Source organism: Streptomyces sp. NPDC004752 (assembly GCF_053601275.1).
In genome coordinates this window covers 22,254-37,668 of sequence record NZ_JBSGBN010000064.1, presented here as the reverse complement: position 1 = coordinate 37,668, position 15,415 = coordinate 22,254, and the positions used below count along the sequence as shown (strand labels likewise).

The 15,415-nt window shown below is 73.7% G+C and carries 12 protein-coding genes; 7 read left to right on the top strand and 5 right to left on the bottom strand.

The features are described 5' to 3' along the window. Positions 1-167: 167 nt before the first annotated feature. Complete coding sequence (locus ACWEKM_RS25455; protein WP_451623530.1) at positions 168-2,543, top strand: hypothetical protein; 2,376 nt, start codon at positions 168-170, stop codon at positions 2,541-2,543. A gap of 16 nt (positions 2,544-2,559) precedes the next feature. Here ACWEKM_RS25455 and ACWEKM_RS25450 read toward each other — a convergent pair whose 3' ends face one another. The 4 genes from ACWEKM_RS25450 to ACWEKM_RS25435 form a co-directional block, all read right to left on the bottom strand. Further along, positions 2,560-4,992 (bottom strand): right-handed parallel beta-helix repeat-containing protein, encoded by a 2,433-nt coding sequence (locus ACWEKM_RS25450; RefSeq protein ID WP_451623529.1) that lies wholly within the window; start codon positions 4,990-4,992, stop codon positions 2,560-2,562. Between the two features lie 165 nt (positions 4,993-5,157). Then, positions 5,158-5,763: an Rv1733c family protein gene (locus ACWEKM_RS25445; protein WP_451623528.1), complete on the bottom strand. Its 606-nt coding sequence runs from the start codon at positions 5,761-5,763 to the stop codon at positions 5,158-5,160. A 521-nt stretch (positions 5,764-6,284) separates the two neighbouring features. Next, positions 6,285-7,109: an MOSC domain-containing protein gene (locus ACWEKM_RS25440; protein WP_451623527.1), complete on the bottom strand. Its 825-nt coding sequence runs from the start codon at positions 7,107-7,109 to the stop codon at positions 6,285-6,287. Positions 7,110-7,152: 43 nt separating this feature from the next. Next, positions 7,153-7,599: a DUF6643 family protein gene (locus ACWEKM_RS25435; RefSeq protein ID WP_451623526.1), complete on the bottom strand. Its 447-nt coding sequence runs from the start codon at positions 7,597-7,599 to the stop codon at positions 7,153-7,155. Positions 7,600-7,898: 299 nt separating this feature from the next. Between ACWEKM_RS25435 and ACWEKM_RS25430 the strand changes: the two genes are divergently transcribed. Continuing rightward, the gene (locus ACWEKM_RS25430) at positions 7,899-9,209 is read left to right on the top strand and encodes a TerD family protein (RefSeq protein WP_451623547.1); all 1,311 of its coding nucleotides are present in this window, start codon (positions 7,899-7,901) and stop codon (positions 9,207-9,209) included. A gap of 26 nt (positions 9,210-9,235) precedes the next feature. Here ACWEKM_RS25430 and ACWEKM_RS25425 read toward each other — a convergent pair whose 3' ends face one another. Beyond that, positions 9,236-10,429 (bottom strand): glycosyltransferase, encoded by a 1,194-nt coding sequence (locus ACWEKM_RS25425; protein WP_451623525.1) that lies wholly within the window; start codon positions 10,427-10,429, stop codon positions 9,236-9,238. Positions 10,430-10,468: 39 nt separating this feature from the next. Between ACWEKM_RS25425 and ACWEKM_RS25420 the strand changes: the two genes are divergently transcribed. The 5 genes from ACWEKM_RS25420 to ACWEKM_RS25400 all read left to right on the top strand — a co-directional run bounded on the left by ACWEKM_RS25420 (position 10,469) and on the right by ACWEKM_RS25400 (position 15,339). Then, the gene (locus ACWEKM_RS25420; RefSeq protein ID WP_451623524.1) at positions 10,469-11,254 is read left to right on the top strand and encodes a glutamate racemase; all 786 of its coding nucleotides are present in this window, start codon (positions 10,469-10,471) and stop codon (positions 11,252-11,254) included. Between the two features lie 104 nt (positions 11,255-11,358). After that, entirely contained in the window at positions 11,359-11,913 is a 555-nt protein-coding gene (locus tag ACWEKM_RS25415; protein WP_451623523.1) for a hypothetical protein, read from the top strand. Positions 11,914-12,323: 410 nt separating this feature from the next. Further along, positions 12,324-13,994, top strand: a complete 1,671-nt coding sequence (lnt, locus tag ACWEKM_RS25410) for an apolipoprotein N-acyltransferase (protein WP_451623522.1) — start codon at positions 12,324-12,326, stop codon at positions 13,992-13,994. Positions 13,995-14,004: 10 nt separating this feature from the next. Then, positions 14,005-14,484: an NUDIX hydrolase gene (locus ACWEKM_RS25405; RefSeq protein ID WP_451623521.1), complete on the top strand. Its 480-nt coding sequence runs from the start codon at positions 14,005-14,007 to the stop codon at positions 14,482-14,484. Positions 14,485-14,538: 54 nt separating this feature from the next. Next, positions 14,539-15,339 (top strand): 3-hydroxybutyrate dehydrogenase, encoded by an 801-nt coding sequence (locus tag ACWEKM_RS25400; RefSeq protein WP_451623520.1) that lies wholly within the window; start codon positions 14,539-14,541, stop codon positions 15,337-15,339. Positions 15,340-15,415: the final 76 nt, after the last annotated feature.

Below are 15,415 nucleotides of genomic sequence, written 5' to 3'. Positions count from 1 at the left end.
CCTCCATATCGACCCGGACATGCCCTTCGGACACCGTCCGTCCCGCTGATGGTCACACGGATCGGGGAGATTCGGTGACGAGAGGTGTAGGGAGCACCCGGAGTGGAGATCCTGAAGGCCGCACGGACACCAGCCGTCGGCGCGTCACGGGGGGAAGAGCGAGAACAGTGGAGCGTGCGCAGCAGCAGACCGCGGCGGACGGGGCGAACGGCCCCGCGGTGCGGCCCGGGACGACCCCGGTCGACCTGGAACTCCTGGTCCACGGAGTGGGGGGCACCACACCCGAGGAGATGCTCGACGATCCGTGCACGGTGCGGATCACCGGCGACGACACGGCCGCCGTCTTCCGGCGCGCCGTGGACGTGGACGCGGAGGACCGGCCCGAGGAGTACCGGGACAGACCGGTCCCCGAGGCATACGTCTGGTGCAACCTCACCTCCGGCAACAGCGCTCGCGCCCTGTGGCTCCTGCTGCTGCCCTTCATGGTCGTCAACCTCGCCCACTGGATGCGGCCCGCCACCCGGGGCCGCCGGCGGCGGACGGTGCGACTGTACGGGCTGCTGGTGCGGCTCGCGGGGCTCACCCTCACGGTGCTGCTGGTGGCGGCGGCCTGCGAGGTCGCCCTGGACCTCGTGGCCTGGCAGTGCGCCGGCGTCGAGGCATGCGCCGCGCGCCACTCCTGGCTGGGTTTCCTCTCGCCCGCCGCTTCCGGCGACGGCTGGTGGAGCCTGCCCGGGCGCCGGCTCGCCCTGGCCGCCCTGGTGCCGGCCGCCCTGACCTACCTGCTCTGGTACCTGTCGCGGCGCACCTGGAGCGCTTATGAGTCCCAGCCGCCGCTGCCGCACCGCCCCGAGCCGGACGAACAGGGCGGCCCCACCGCGCTGGGCAGCCCCGGCTTCTGGTACGGGCGCCGACTGGTGGCCCGGCTGCGCGCCGCCCACACCGCCGCGGGCCTGCTGACGGTGGCGGCGGCGATCGTCGCCCCGGCCGTCCGCTTCGACCGCGGGCCGGGCGGGTCCGACGCCCTCGACTCCCTCGGCCGGCTGCTGATCGCCGGGCTGTGCGCCACCGCGGCGACCGTGCTCTGGGTGGTGTGCCGCCAAGGCCGCAGCGAGAACCGCCTGGACCGGGAACTCGATGAGCACCTCGTACGCCGGCTGCCGCTGGCCGCCCTCGTCCTGCTCGCCCTCGCGCTGCTGTACGCGGGCTGGTCCCGGCCGGGCTGGCAGTCGGCCGGGCGGCTGTCGGGGGACACCACCTTCGGCGCCATCGCCCTGGTACAGGGGCTGCTCGTGGTCGTCATCGCGGCGGTCGCCCACCTGCTGCACCGCTCCCCGCCCCCGGACCCCGAACCCGCCGGACCGGCGGGCGCCCCGGTCGGCGGGCGGGCCGCCATGCGCGGTCTTGGCGGGCCCGCCGTCGCGCTGCTGGCCTGCGCGCTGGGCGGCGTGATGTCGGGCGGCGTCGCCCAGCGCGTGGCCGACTGGCTGGACGGCACCGGCTCCTCCATCGACGGCCCGCCCGTGCTGCTGACCTGGCAGGCGTCCGTCATCCCGCCGCTCCTGGTGGCGCTGCTCGCCCTGGTCGGCTGGCTGTCCTGGCGCACCTGGCAGCTCAGCCGCGCCGAGCGGAGCACGGTGCGGCGCGACTACCCGAAGGAACCGGACGACCCGGCCACCACCCGCCGTATCGCACGCACCCGCGCGATGGCCGCGCTCACCGACCAAGCGCCCCTCCTCCTCGTCGTCGTCTCCGCCACCACGCTGCTGCTCGGCGCGGGAGCGCTGGCGGGCGGCCTGGACACCGGGAAGACCCCCGGGGAGGCGGCCGGGCACACCTACGCCGTCGTGCGGGGTGCGGCCGAGACCGCGCAGGCACTGGGCTCCTGGCTGGTCGGGCTCGGCTTCGTCCTGTTCGTCAGCTGGGGGCGGCGCGCCTACAAGGACGCCTCCGCACGGCGCACCATCGGCATCCTCTGGGACGTCGGCACCTTCTGGCCGCGCGCCGCCCACCCCTTCGCGCCGCCCTGCTACGCCGAGCGCGCGGTGCCCGACCTGACCTGGCGGATGGCGACCTGGACGCAGCACACCGGGGGACGCCTGGTGATCTCCGGGCACTCCCAGGGCAGTGTCCTCGCGGCAGCCGCGGCCTGGCAGCTGACGCCGTCCGTGCGCGGACGGGTCGCCCTGCTCACCTACGGCTCCCCGCTGGAGCGCCTGTACGGCCGCTGGTTCCCCGCCTACTTCGGCCCCGCCGAACTCGGCTCCCTGCACCGCGAGGTGGCCCGCTGGCGCAATCTCTACCGGCTCACCGACCCCATCGGCGGCCCCGTGCGGCTGCCCGGCGACTGCGGCCCGGACGTCGACCACGCGCCACTGAAGGACCCCCTCGCCTACGGCCGCACCGCCCGGCACCCGCTTCCCGCGCCCATCCTCGGCCACTCCGAGTACCAGGCCGACCCGGCGTTCGCCGAGGAACGGGAGCGGCTGCTGGCCGGGCTGCGGCCGGACGTACCCGGTCAGCGCCCCGAACCGGCGCCCTGACCGGGGCCGTTCCGGGTCAGGGCAGTTCCGGCAGATCCTCGGCGTACAGCAGCGTCAGATCGTCCGTGCTCGGCTCGGCGAGCTGGGCGACCCGGCTCGCGTGCCGCTCCACCATCGCCTCGAAGGTCTGCCGGGCGGTGCGGCCGTTGCCGAACGCGGCACCCTTGGGGATCGCCGTGAGGTACTCCAGCAGCGCCTGTGAGGCGCCCTGCGCCAGCCGGTACTCGTGCTCGTCGGCCTGCTGCTCCACGATCCGCAGCAACTCGTCGGGCCCGTAGTCGCCGAAGGTGATGGTCCGGGAGAAGCGGGACGCCACACCGGGGTTGACGGTCAGGAAACGCTCCATCTCGGCCGTGTAGCCCGCGACGATCACCACCACCGCGTCCCGGTGGTCCTCCATCAGCTTGACCAGGGTGTCGATGGCCTCCTTGCCGAAGTCCCGGCCGGCGTCCTGCGGCGAGAGCGCGTACGCCTCGTCGATGAACAGCACACCGCCGCGGGCCCGTTCGAATGCCTCCTGGGTGCGGATCGCGGTGGACCCGATGTGCTCGCCGACCAGGTCGACCCGGGACACCTCGACGAGGTGCCCCTTCTCCAGCACGCCGAGCGAGGCGAGGATCTCGCCGTAGAGCCGGGCCACCGTGGTCTTTCCGGTACCCGGGGAGCCCGTGAACACCAGATGGCGCTTGACCGACGCCGCCTTCAGACCCGCCGCACGGCGGCGCCGGCCCACCTCGATCATGTCGGTGAGCGCGCGGACCTCGCGCTTGACGCTGTCCAGGCCGACCAGGGCGTCGAGTTCGCCGAGCACGTCCTCGGACGTCCGCGCCGACTCCGCGGCGACCCCCGGCGGTTCCTCCTCGCCGCTGCGCTGGCCGGGGATCGCGCCCAGCAGCCCGGAGGAGGGACCGGTCGTCTCCGCGGCGGTCTCCCGGGCCGCGGGCGGCTTGAGCCCGCCGCCGCTCTCGTCGCTGGTGCAGTCCTCCACGACCGGCCCCGTGCCGGAACCCGCGTCGGGGCCGCCGTCCGCGAACTCGTAGCCGCCGCGCGCGCAGCGCTCCGTACGGCACTTCTTCAGCGTCGTACGACAGCCGTCTATCACATGGAAGCCGTAGCCGCCGCTGCCCGTCACCCGGCAGCCCAGGAAGCTGCCGCGGCCCCCGGCCGAGACGTAGAAGCCCGCCTCCGCGGGGCCGTCCACCGAGCAGCGCTCGATCGTGGGGTCCGCGCCCTTGGTGACGATCACGCCGGTCTGCGTGCCGTCCACGGTGCAGTTGTTGAGCGTCCCGCCGCTGCCGTGGTCGCGGAACCAGGCGCCGGTCGCCGCGTCCCGGATGCGGCAGTCGTCGAGCTGCGCGGTCGCCCCGTCGCTGACCGACACGGCGGTGTTGCGCACCTGGGACAGGTCGCTGTCCACCACGTCCGCGCGGGAGCCCCGGTCCAGGACGAACAGGGCGTCCGGCACATCGTGCACCCGGCAGGAGTCGAGCACGGCCGTCGCGCCGTCGCTCACCCACACCGCGGGATAGTCGCCCGTGCTGTCGAAGATCTCGCACTGGTTGGCGTCCACGCGGGTGCCCGGGTCCCACACCGACAGGCCGTTGCGCCCGAACTGCCGCACCGTCGTCCGGGTCAGCGTGAGCACCGAACGGGAGCGCAGGTCGACCGCGTTCTCCGGGATGTCGTGGATGCGGCAGTCGGCGAGGGTCAGCACGGCATCCGTGTCCAGCGTGACGCCGTCCGCCGCCGTGCGGTGCACATCGCAGTCGGTGAGGTGCGCCGTGGCCCGCGCGGTGACCTGGGCACCGGCTCCGCGTACCTCGTAGACCTCGCAACCCACCGCTTCCAGCGCGGAGTTCTCGCCGGTCACCATCAGACCGACACCCGAGGCGTGGTGCACCCGGCAGCGCTCCAGCCGGGGGTGCCCGCCGCCGCGCACCGCGACGCCCGACTGCCCGGCCGCCACCACCTCGCAGTCCTCGAACACCCCGGCCCCGCCGTCGAGCACGGCGATGCCGATCCCCGCAGGGTTGTCCACGGTGCAGCGCCGCACGGTCGGGCGGGCGGTGCCGCGCACCTCCAGGCCCGAGGCGGACCGGGCGACGACCCGCACGTCCCGCAGTTCGGGCGTGCCCTCCTCGACGAGCAGCGCGGGCGCGGCGGCGTCCTGGCCCTCCACGAGCAGGTCCTGCACCACGGCCGAGGCGCGCACCGTCAGCGGCACCCCGTCGAGCGGGGCGATCCGCACCGAGCCGGGCGAGCCCTCGGGGCCGCGCAGCGTCACCGCCCGCTGGATCACCAGGTTCTCCCGGTAGGTGCCGGGAGCCACGGTGAGGACGTCGCCGTCGGCGGCGGCCTCCAGGGCGGCGGCGAGCGAAACGTACTCACCCGTGCGGCGCCGCCACCGCGATGTACCGGTGTGCGTCACCTGAACCGTGCCCTGTGCCATGGCGTTGCTGTGCCCCCACCTCGTGGTACGTGGCTCGTTCGCCTCGGGGCGCACGGCCGGTGCCGCGGTCCCTGCGGCTCGTTGCGCGCGGGTCGTCGCCGAGTGCCTCGGCCGGTCCACCGTAGCGTGCGCGCGGGCGGTGGGTTGACCAGAGGCGGCGGCCCGTCAACTGCCGGTGCCTGCCTTGCCCCAGTCCGGGCCCGCCCGGTCCCATGCCTGGTCCCAGCGCGCGTACCGGCGGCGGACCATGCGCCAGACGATCATCCGTCTGCCGCCCTCGACCAGGCCCGATATCAGCAGCGCGGCGCCGAATCCGGCCAGCACCGCGTGCGTCGTCGCCGTCGCGGAGTCCAGTGGGCGGGCGACCATGCGGCCGTGCGCGTCCGCCCACAGTGTGAAGTGGTCGCCCGGGTGCGGGGAGGTGAGGGGTGCCAGGATCGGCCCGTGCTGCAGGGTGGCGTCCGGGGCGGTCCACTCGGCCAGGACACGGCTGCGGGGATCATGGCCGATGGGGGTGTCCGGGCCGGCCTCCGGCACGGCGTCGGCCAGTTTGCGCACCACGGTCGCCGTGACCAGGTGCCGGGAGTGCTGCTGGGCCCGCGCGGACTGCTGGAGGGCGTCCTGCGCCACGGCGCCGACGAGCGAGCCGGCCACGGGTGCGGCCACCGTGATCAGCAGCAGTGCCCCGAGGGCCACCCACGCTTCGGCCAGATCGGTCGCGCGGCGCAGCGGATTGTGCCGCCAGCGCCAGAGGCCGCTGATTGCCCGCAACCTTCCGCACCCCCCTTCCCGTTCCGTGATAACCCCTCGCGGAGCCGTTCATCCGCGGGCCCGGTCGAAGAGAGAGCGAAATCACCTCCGCTCCTGAGCAGCTTCGACCGAGACCTCTCATGGACTTTCCACGACATCCCAACGATCGGGCGACGGCGTCCGGTTCCCCACGGCGACGGGATCGAGCCACCGCCGACCAACACCGACCGCCCGTCAGGAGGCGGCCCGGTGCGGCGGGAATGCGATCCGCCGGAGCCCGGGGCGTGTTGTGACGCCCGGCCCGGCGCGCGGCGTTTCGACGTCCGGCCGGGGCGCGCGGCGTCCGGCGCGTGCTCGTCGCATGGCCGTGCCCGCCCGTGCCCGCCCGTGCCCGCCCGGCCCGAGGGCGCCGCACCGCTTCGGGGTCGCACGCCTGCCGTTCAACCGCCTCGGGTCCGCCCGGCCGACGCACCCCGCGGCACTGCGACACTGCGGCACCGCGGCGTCCGGCCTCGGGCGGTCGCCGCCGCTCGCAACACACTTCAAGCGAGGATCGTCACCGGATCACCCACCCGGATCGTGCCGGTGGAGCGGGGCACCAGGTTCTGGCCGAAGACCAGCGAGCGGCCGATGCGGCGGTGCCGCGCCAGCGTGCGCAGGGGCTCCGCGCCGCGTGCGGCGGTGCCCTGGTCGGTCGTGGTCACTACGCACCGCCCGCAGGCTTTGGCGACCCGGAAGACCACCTCGCCGATGGCGATGTCCGACCAGCCGTCCTCGGCCCAGGGCTCCGGGCCGGCCACGACCACGCTCGGCCGGAAGCGGTTCATGGGCAGCGGGCCCTCGTGCGCGTGATCGCCCCGGGCCACCAGGGAGTTGAGCGCGTCGAGGGAGGCGAGCGTGGTCACCAGCAGTGGATAGCCGTCGGCGAAGCTCACCGTCTCGCCGGGCAGCGCGTAGGCCGGATCGATCGGGCGGCGCGTGGCCGGGTCGTCCAGGTGGACCAGGCGGACGTCCGTCCCCAGATGGTCGGCGCACCAGGCGTGCGCGGCGGCGTCGGCGGCGACGGCCTCCAGCTTGGTGCCGAAGACGGACACCGTCACCGTGGTGCCCGGCGCGGGGACCGGCACCGTCAGCGGCGCTCTCCCGGCCGCGGACAGCCGAACGCCGCCGCCGGGCACGGGCTCGGCGGCGGCGAGCGCGAGGCGCGGCTCCTCCCGCTGCGTGACGACCTTTCCCCCGTCGTCGATCAGCGCCCAGCGCCGGTCTCCGGCCAGCCCCCAGGGCTCCACGGTGGCCTCCCGGGGCGAGACGCCCCGGAACGCCTTGACCGGATGGACGTGGATCGAGTGCAGCGTGGCGTTCCCCATGCCGTCATCGTGCCAGTCGGCACCGACAGCCGGGGCGGACCGGTCAGTAGCCGCGGTACTGCTGCTGGTTGTGGTTGTTGTACGGGTCCTGGTACGAAGCCGGAGCGGGCCGCGGGGCCGCGGGGCGCATCGCCTCGTAGCCGGTGCCCGGCGCCATCGGCCGCGGCTGCGGGGGCTGCGGACCGGGGTAGCCGCGCGGGGCGGTGGCCTGCTGCGGGATGTACGCCGTGGGCGCCTGCTGCAGCGGAGCGGGCTGCGGCGCCTGCTGGTAGCCGTAGTGGGGGGCGTGCTGGGAGGGTCCCGCCGGGAGCGCGGGCAGAGCCGACGGCAGCGCGGGCAGGTTGCCGCCCGACGTGTCGTAGGCCGCGGGGACCCGGATCGGGGCGATCTGCGGGGTGCCCCGCTCGGCCACGAGCGAGTCGTAGATCGGAGTGTCCGGGAAGGAGGCGGAGTAGTAGCCGCCGCCATAAGTGGAGCGGGGGGAGGTCATGGCACATAAGTTAAGCCCACGATGTGCTGGTTGGGGAGACCGATAAGAGGGTTGTTTTCTGTGTCGGCGGTGACGCGGGATCGCCAATCCGAGCGAACTTGGCAAAAAGGGGCGGCAACCTGCGTTTGAATCATGTAAAGGCCAAGTTCCCGGCAGGTTACCGGGGGTTGGACAGCGATCATTCTGTGCAGCTCATGGGAGTTCGCCGTCCCCCGGAATAGGTTGGCGGGGTAGGGATGGCAGGAGCCGGCCGGGACGCGACCCGGCTCGGCGACCACGTGATGGGGGCGTACATGGCAATGTCGAAAGGATCGAATGCACCGGTGCCCACGACGGCGCTGCGCGTCGAATTGGGCTGGCGTGCGGGGCCCGGGGTCCCGGACGTGGACGCCTCGGCACTCCTGCTGGTGGCGGGAAAGGTGCGCTCGGACGGTGACTTCGTCTTCTACAACCAGCCCGCGCACTCCTCCGGAGCGGTCCGTCACGAAGGCAAGCGGAATGCCGCGGGCAGGGTGACCGACACCCTTTTCGTGGACCTCGCGCGCGTGGAGGCCGCCGTCGAGCGCGTGGTCCTCGCCGCCTCGGCGGACGGCGGGACCTTCGGCCGGGTGCCGGACCTGTACATCGCGGTGACGGACGCCGCCCGGGGCGATGCGGTCGCGCGCTTCGACAGCATGGGTGCGACGGTCGAGACGGCCTTCGTGCTCGGCGAGTTCTACCGCCGTCAGGGCGGCTGGAAGTTCCGCGCCGTCGGCCAGGGCTACGGCAGCGGCCTGGAGGGGCTGGCGACGGATTTCGGGATCACCGTGGACGAGCCGCAGCACACGGCACCGCCCGCTCCACCGGCCACCGCGGTGCGGCCGCCGGTGCCGCCGCCCCCAGCTGCCCCGCCGCCCGCGCGGACCGCACCGCCCACGGTGACCGCACCGCCGCCGGTGGGCCAGCCGGTCCCGCTGCCCCCGCCGCCGTCCGCCGCGCCCGTGCGCCCTGGCAAGGTCACGCTCACCAAGGCTGCCCCCACCGTCTCGCTCGCCAAGCAGGGCGGCACGTCCGGTGCCCTGCGGGTCAACCTCAACTGGCAGACGCGCAAGCAGTTCTCCGGATGGGGCCGCCGGCACGGCGCCGCGCACTCGGATCTCGACCTCGACCTGTGCGCCCTGTACGAACTCGCCGACGGCCGCAAAGGGGTCGTCCAGGCCCTCGGCAACGCCTTCGGATCGCTGCACCGGCCCCCCTACATCCACCTCGACGGCGATGACCGCACCGGCGCCCAGGCGAGCGGCGAGAACCTCACCGTCAACCTCGACCACACCCAGGACTTCCGGCGCATCCTCGTCTTCGTGACCATCTACGAAGGCGCCGACTCCTTCGTCGACCTGCACGCCACCGTCACCCTCCGGCCCCAGCACGGCGCGCCCGTCGAGTTCTCGCTCGACGAGTGCAGGGTGCCGTCGACGGTGTGCGCGCTCGCCCTGATCACCAACACGGGCGGGGACCTCGTGGTCCGGCGCGAGGCCCAGTACCTGGTGCCGGCCCGCGGAGTGAGCCCGCAGCGGACCGTCGACCGCGCCTACGGATGGGGCATGAACTGGACACCCGGCCGGAAGTGACGACACCGGCCGGAAGTGACGAACCCTCAGCCCTCGTCGGGCACGGCGTCGGGACGCGCGTACGTACGGCCCTTCCAGGCCGCTCCGCGGCCCCGGTAGTGCCGAACCGCCGAGTCGACCGTCATGAGGAGGTACAGGAACGCGGTGAACGGCAGCGAGGGGGCGAGCCACAGCGGCTGGCGGTAGTAGCGGAGCATCGGGACATACGTCCCCGTCATCACCAGCCACGCCAGGGCACCGGTCACCGCGGCGGCCGTGCTCCCCGCTGCCGCGCCCACGACCAGCACCACCGGCGGCACGAGGTACACCAGCGCCAGCCCTGCGACGGTGCCGACGAGCAGCAGCGGGTTGTGCCGCAGCTGCGCGTACGCGCTGCGCGAGACCATCCGCCACAGGTCGTGCAGCCGCGGATAGGGGCGCACACTGTCCACCCGCTCGGCGAGCCCCAGCCAGACATGTCCCCCGTCGCCCTTCACGGCCCGCGCGAGCGCCACGTCGTCGATGACGGCATGCCGGATCGCGTCGGGGATCCGCGCCCGCTCGGCCGTCTCCGTGCGCAGCAGCACACAGCCGCCTGCCGCGGCTGCCGTGCGCGCCCCGCGCCGCCCGATCCGGCGAAACGGGTACAACTGCGCGAAGAAATACACGAAGGCGGGCACCACCAGACGCTCCCACAGGCTCTCCACCCGCAGCCGGGCCATCTGCGAGACGACGTCGAAGCCGCCGGTGCGTGCCGCCGCCACCAGGTGCCGCAGGCTGTCCGGCGCGTGCGCGATGTCGGCGTCCGTCAGGAGCAGATACTCGGGGTCACGCGCGCGTGCCAGACCGATGCCGTGGCGCACCGCCCACAGCTTGCCCGTCCAGCCCGCGGGCGGCTCGCCGGGCGAGTCCACCGTCAGCGGCAGCCCGCCGTGGCGCCGGGCCAGTTCGCGGGCCAGCTCCCCGGTGCCGTCCGAACTGCCGTCGTCGACCAAGAAGACCTCCGCCCGCCCCGGATACTCCTGCGCCAGCAGCGACGGCAGGCTCGACGGCAGCACCGCGGCCTCGTCCCGGGCCGGTACGACCACACACACCGACGGCCAGTCGTCCGGGTCCCGGCGTGGCGGCAGACGCACATCCGTCAGCCAGAAGCGGCCCTGACACAGCAACAGCCACAGCCAGGCGGCGAGCGATACGGCGGCGATCCACAGGAGGGCACTCACCTGCGCAGTCTGCCCCACCGGACGGGCCCGCCGGGACCCGTCGTCTATCGTGGCCGGGTGAAGATCGCGCTCATGGACTCCGGAATCGGCCTGCTGGCGGCCGCCGCCGCGGTGCGGCGCCTGCGGCCCGACTCGGATCTCGTCCTCTCCCTCGACCCCGACGGCATGCCGTGGGGCCCGCGCACCCCGAAGGACCTCACCGAGCGCGCCCTGGCCGTGGCCGAGGCCGCCGCGGCGCACCGCCCCGACGCCCTGGTCGTCGGCTGCAACACGGCCACCGTGCACGCGCTGCCCGCGCTGCGCGCCCGCCTGGAACCCCGCATCCCGGTGATCGGCACCGTCCCGGCGATCAAGCCGGCCGCGGCCGGTGGCGGCCCCGTCGCGATCTGGGCCACACCCGCCACCACCGGCAGCCCCTACCAGCGCGGGCTCATCGAGGAGTTCGCCGACGGCGTACCGGTCGCCGAGGTGCCGTGCCGGGGACTCGCCGAGGCCGTCGAGCACGCGGACGAGGCCGCCATCGACGCCGCCGTCGCCGCGGCCGCCGGGCTGACCCCGCCCGACGTGACGACCGTCGTCCTCGGCTGCACCCACTACGAACTGGTCGCGGAACGCATCCGCGCGGCCGTGCGACGCGCCGACGCCCCGCCGCTGGTGCTGCACGGCAGCGCCGGCGCGGTGGCCGCCCAGACATTGCGCCGCATCGGCGAGCGGCCCGCTCCCGACGCGCCGGCCGAGGGCACCGTGACGGTGCTGCTGAGCGGCCGTGCGGGCGGGCTGCCCGCGCCCGCGCTGCGCTACGCCGAGGGCCGCCTCCTCGTGGCCGCGAGCCCCGCCCGCTGACCACCGGTGGCCGGGCGGACCCTTTGGGCCGCTTCCCGCGACCCGGCGCGGTCAGCGTGCCCAACGCACACACCGCGCAGCGAATCCTGAGTAACCTCGTAGCCATGCAGGACCACTCCCACGACGAGGACACCACCGACGCCTCGCACCCCGAGGTGTGGACCGGCCGCGCCACCAACCGGGTCCAGTGGCTGCTCGCGCTCGTCGGCGCGGCCTGCATGGCCCTCGGCATCGAACTCGCCGTGGAGTCCGCCTGGACCTCCGGCATCGCCCCGCTCGTCATGTCCGTCGTCGGCTGTATCGCGGCCGGGCTGCTGGTCCTCTTCGGCACCCTCGCGTTCGTGCACGTCGACCTGAAGCTGGACCAGGAGTCCCTCGAAGTGCGCTGCGGCCACATCGGGCTGCCCCGCCGCCGTATCCCGCTCAGCCATGTCGCCGGCGCCGAGTTCGCCCCGCATGTCACCCCGCGCCACTGGGGCGGCTGGGGGTACCGCTGGCGGCCCGAGAAGGGCACCGCCGTCGTCGTGCGCCGCGGCGAGGGCGTGGTGCTCCGACTGTGGGACGGCCACACGTTCACGATCACTGTGGACAACGCGGAGTCCGCGGTCCGGGTGATCAAGGCCCGGCTGCGGACGATCACACCGGGTACCGCCCACTGAGCCTGCCGCCGCTGCCGGGACGCACCGTTTCGCCGGCTCGGCGAGCGCCCCGGCGAAGGGCGCGGCGGCGGGCGCAGCGCCCCGGAGATCCGGCCCCAGGCACAGCCCACGGCCATGGCGAGTACCGCGAGCAGGACACCTCGGGACGGCCGTCCCACGCCGCCGTGGTGATCAGGAACCACATGGTGCGGGCACCCGGCACCACGATGTCTGGCACCACGACGAGCACCACGATGTCCGGCACATCGGAAGCATGTCGTCTGCCGCTGACGGCGTCCGCATTCGTGCCCGCGCCCCTTGTCTGCTTCAGATCCGGACGCGGACGTCTGCCCCGCTGCCCCCACGGCGTCGCCCCCCCCGTACCCGGACCGCGCTGTCTGCGGCAAGGTCACCCGCCGTACACTCCCGGGGTGACCGTCACCGCAACATCCGTGGACCGGCCGGACCGGGTCCGGCCGCGGCCATGGCCATGGCCCACGCCCGGCTCCCGGCTGCTGCGTCTGGTCCCGGCCGCCGTCTCGGCGCTCTGCGGAGTGCTGCTCTACGTCAGCTTCCCCCCGCGCACACTGTGGTGGCTCGCCCTGCCCGCCTTCGCCGGCTTCGGCTGGGTGCTGCGCGGCCGCCGCTGGCGGGCGGCCCTCGGCCTCGGCTACCTCTTCGGTCTCGGCTTCCTGCTGCCGCTGCTGGTATGGACCGGCGTGGAGGTCGGCCCCGGGCCCTGGCTCGCCCTGGTCGCCGTGGAGGCGGTCTTCATCGCGCTGGTCGGGCTCGGCGTCGCCGTGGTCTCGAAGCTGCCCGCCTGGCCGGTGTGGGCGGCGGCCCTCTGGGTGGCGGACGAGGCGGTACGCGCGCGCGTACCGTTCCACGGCTTCCCCTGGGGAAAGATCGCGTTCGGCCAGGCGGACGGCGTCTTCCTGCCGCTCGCCGCGGTCGGCGGCACCCCCGTGCTCGGCTTCGCCGTCGTCCTGTGCGGGTTCGGCCTGTACGAGGCCGTACGCGTCGCCGTCGAGGGCCGCCGCACCCGGGTCGTCCGCCGGGGGACCGCCGCCGCGGCCCTGCTGAGCGTGGCCGTACCGGTGGCGGGGGCGTTGGCCGCCCGGCCGCTGGTGAGCGACAAGGCCGAGGACGGCGCGGTGACCGTCGCGGTCATCCAGGGCAATGTGCCGCGTGCCGGCCTGGTGTTCAACGCCCAGCGCCGCGCCGTGCTCGACTACCACGCGCGCGAGACCAGGAAACTGGCCGCCGACGTCAAGGCGGGCAAGGTCGCCCGGCCCGACTTCGTGCTGTGGCCGGAGAACTCCTCCGACATCGACCCCTTCGCCAACCCCGACGCCGGCCTCGTCATCGACGACGCGGCCAAGGCGATCGGCGTGCCCATCTCGGTCGGCGGCGTCGTCGAGCGGAACGGCAGACTGTTCAACGAGCAGATCCTGTGGGACCCGGCCAAGGGGCCCACACAGACGTATGACAAGCGGCAGATCCAGCCGTTCGGCGAGTACCTGCCGCTGCGCTCGCTCATCGGCGCGATCAACGGCACCTGGACCGCCATGGTCCGCCAGGACTTCAGCCGGGGCACCGAGCCGGGTGTCTTCGACATCCGCGGCACCGAGGTCGGCCTCGCGACCTGCTACGAGGCCGCCTTCGACTGGGTCGTGCGGGACACGGTCACCCACGGCGCACAGATGATCTCCGTGCCGAGCAACAACGCGACCTTCGACCGCAGCGAGATGACCTATCAGCAGCTCGCCATGTCCCGGGTCCGCGCCGTGGAGCACAGCCGCACCGTGACCGTGCCGGTGACCAGCGGCGTCAGCGCGGTGATCATGCCGGACGGGAAGATCACCCAGAAGACCGGCATGTTCGTGGCGGACTACCTGGTCCAGAAGATCCCGCTGCGCTCCTCGCAGACCCCCGCCACCCGGCTGGGCATCCTGCCCGAGATCGCCCTCGTGCTGGTCGCCGCGGGCGGGCTCGGCTGGGCGATCGGCGCCGGTGTGCGCGCCCGGCGCGCCACCGACGCGTCCCGCCGCCCGTCGCACGCCCCGCCGCTAGCGCGGGAGGAACACGACCGGGCCCATTAGGGTCGGGTTCATGGGTACTCCTGACTTCATCCGTACCATCCGGGCCTCGGCGGGCCACCAGCTGCTGTGGCTTCCGGGCGTCAGCGCCGTCGTCCTCGACGAACGCGGCAGAGTGCTGCTGGGCCGGCGCGCGGACAACCACAAGTGGGCGGTGCCGTCGGGTATCCCGGACCCCGGCGAGCAGCCGGCCGACTGCGCCGTGCGCGAGGTGTACGAGGAGACCGCCGTCCGGTGCGTCCCGGAACGGGTCGTGATGGTGAAGTCCGGTGACGTGGTCACCTACGGCAACGGCGACATCTGCCAGTTCATGGACCTCACCTTCCGCTGCCGGGCCGTCGGCGGCGAGGCGCGCGTCAACGACGACGAGTCCCTTGAGGTCGGATGGTTCGAGGTGGACGCCATGCCGACGATGAACGAACGCCAACTGTTCCGGATCAAACAGGCCCTGTCCGACGAACCCACATGGTTTGTCCCTACGAGTTCTGAATGAAGTATGGGGTGTGACCACATGTGGCCGGGTCGGGGCGCTGCTTAGGGTCGAGGTATGACCTCGCCCAGCTCCCTGCCCGGTCCGCACACCCCCTCGCTCGACCTCTCCGGCCGCACCGCCCTCGTCACCGGCGCGGCGGGCGGCATCGGCGGCGCCTGCGCGCTGCGACTCGCGGCCTCCGGCGCCAAGGTGCGCGCCGTCGACCGGGACGCGGCCGGCCTGGACGCGCTGGCCGAGCGGGCCCGAGAGCTGGCGGGCACGGTCGAACCGCAGGTCCTGGATCTCACCGACCTCGACGCCGCCGAGCACGCCGCCGCCGGTATCGACATCCTGGTCAACAACGCTGGGCTGCAGCTGGTCCGCCCCATCGAGGAGTACCCGCCCGACGTCTTCCACACCGTGCTGACCGTGATGCTGGAGGCCCCGTTCCGGCTCATCCGGGGTGCCCTGCCGCACATGTACGGTCAGGGCTGGGGCCGTATCGTCAACATCTCCTCCGTCCACGGTCTGCGCGCCTCCGCCTACAAGTCGGCCTATGTGGCCGCCAAACATGGTCTGGAGGGCCTGTCCAAGACGGCCGCGCTGGAGGGCGCGCCCCACGGGGTCACCTCGAACTGTGTGAATCCCGCCTATGTGCGCACCCCCCTGGTCGAGAAACAGATCGTCGACCAGGCACAGGCCCACGGCATCCCCGAGGAACGTGTGCTGACCGAGGTGCTCCTGCAGGACAGCGCCGTCAAGCGGCTCATCGAACCGGAGGAGGTCGCCGAGGCCGTCGGCTATCTCTGCGGCCCGTGGGCCGCCTTCGTCACCGGCACCTCGCTGGTGCTCGACGGCGGCTGGACGGCTCACTGACCCGCCCGGCGACCGAGGGCCGGGGAGTTTTCCACAGGCCGGACGGGACGGACGGGCGATGCGGAATCCTGTGAGC

Bases quoted from the DNA above. Each gene is read 5' to 3' on its own strand.
- ACWEKM_RS25400 (WP_451623520.1), top strand. From the start codon at position 14,539: ATGACCTCGCCCAGCTCCCTGCCCGGTCCGCACACCCCCTCGCTCGAC.
- ACWEKM_RS25435 (WP_451623526.1), bottom strand. From the start codon at position 7,599: ATGACCTCCCCCCGCTCCACTTATGGCGGCGGCTACTACTCCGCCTCC.
- ACWEKM_RS25405 (WP_451623521.1), top strand. From the start codon at position 14,005: ATGGGTACTCCTGACTTCATCCGTACCATCCGGGCCTCGGCGGGCCAC.
- ACWEKM_RS25430 (WP_451623547.1), top strand. From the start codon at position 7,899: ATGTCGAAAGGATCGAATGCACCGGTGCCCACGACGGCGCTGCGCGTC.
- ACWEKM_RS25440 (WP_451623527.1), bottom strand. From the start codon at position 7,109: ATGGGGAACGCCACGCTGCACTCGATCCACGTCCATCCGGTCAAGGCG.
- ACWEKM_RS25450 (WP_451623529.1), bottom strand. From the start codon at position 4,992: ATGGCACAGGGCACGGTTCAGGTGACGCACACCGGTACATCGCGGTGG.
- ACWEKM_RS25415 (WP_451623523.1), top strand. From the start codon at position 11,359: ATGCAGGACCACTCCCACGACGAGGACACCACCGACGCCTCGCACCCC.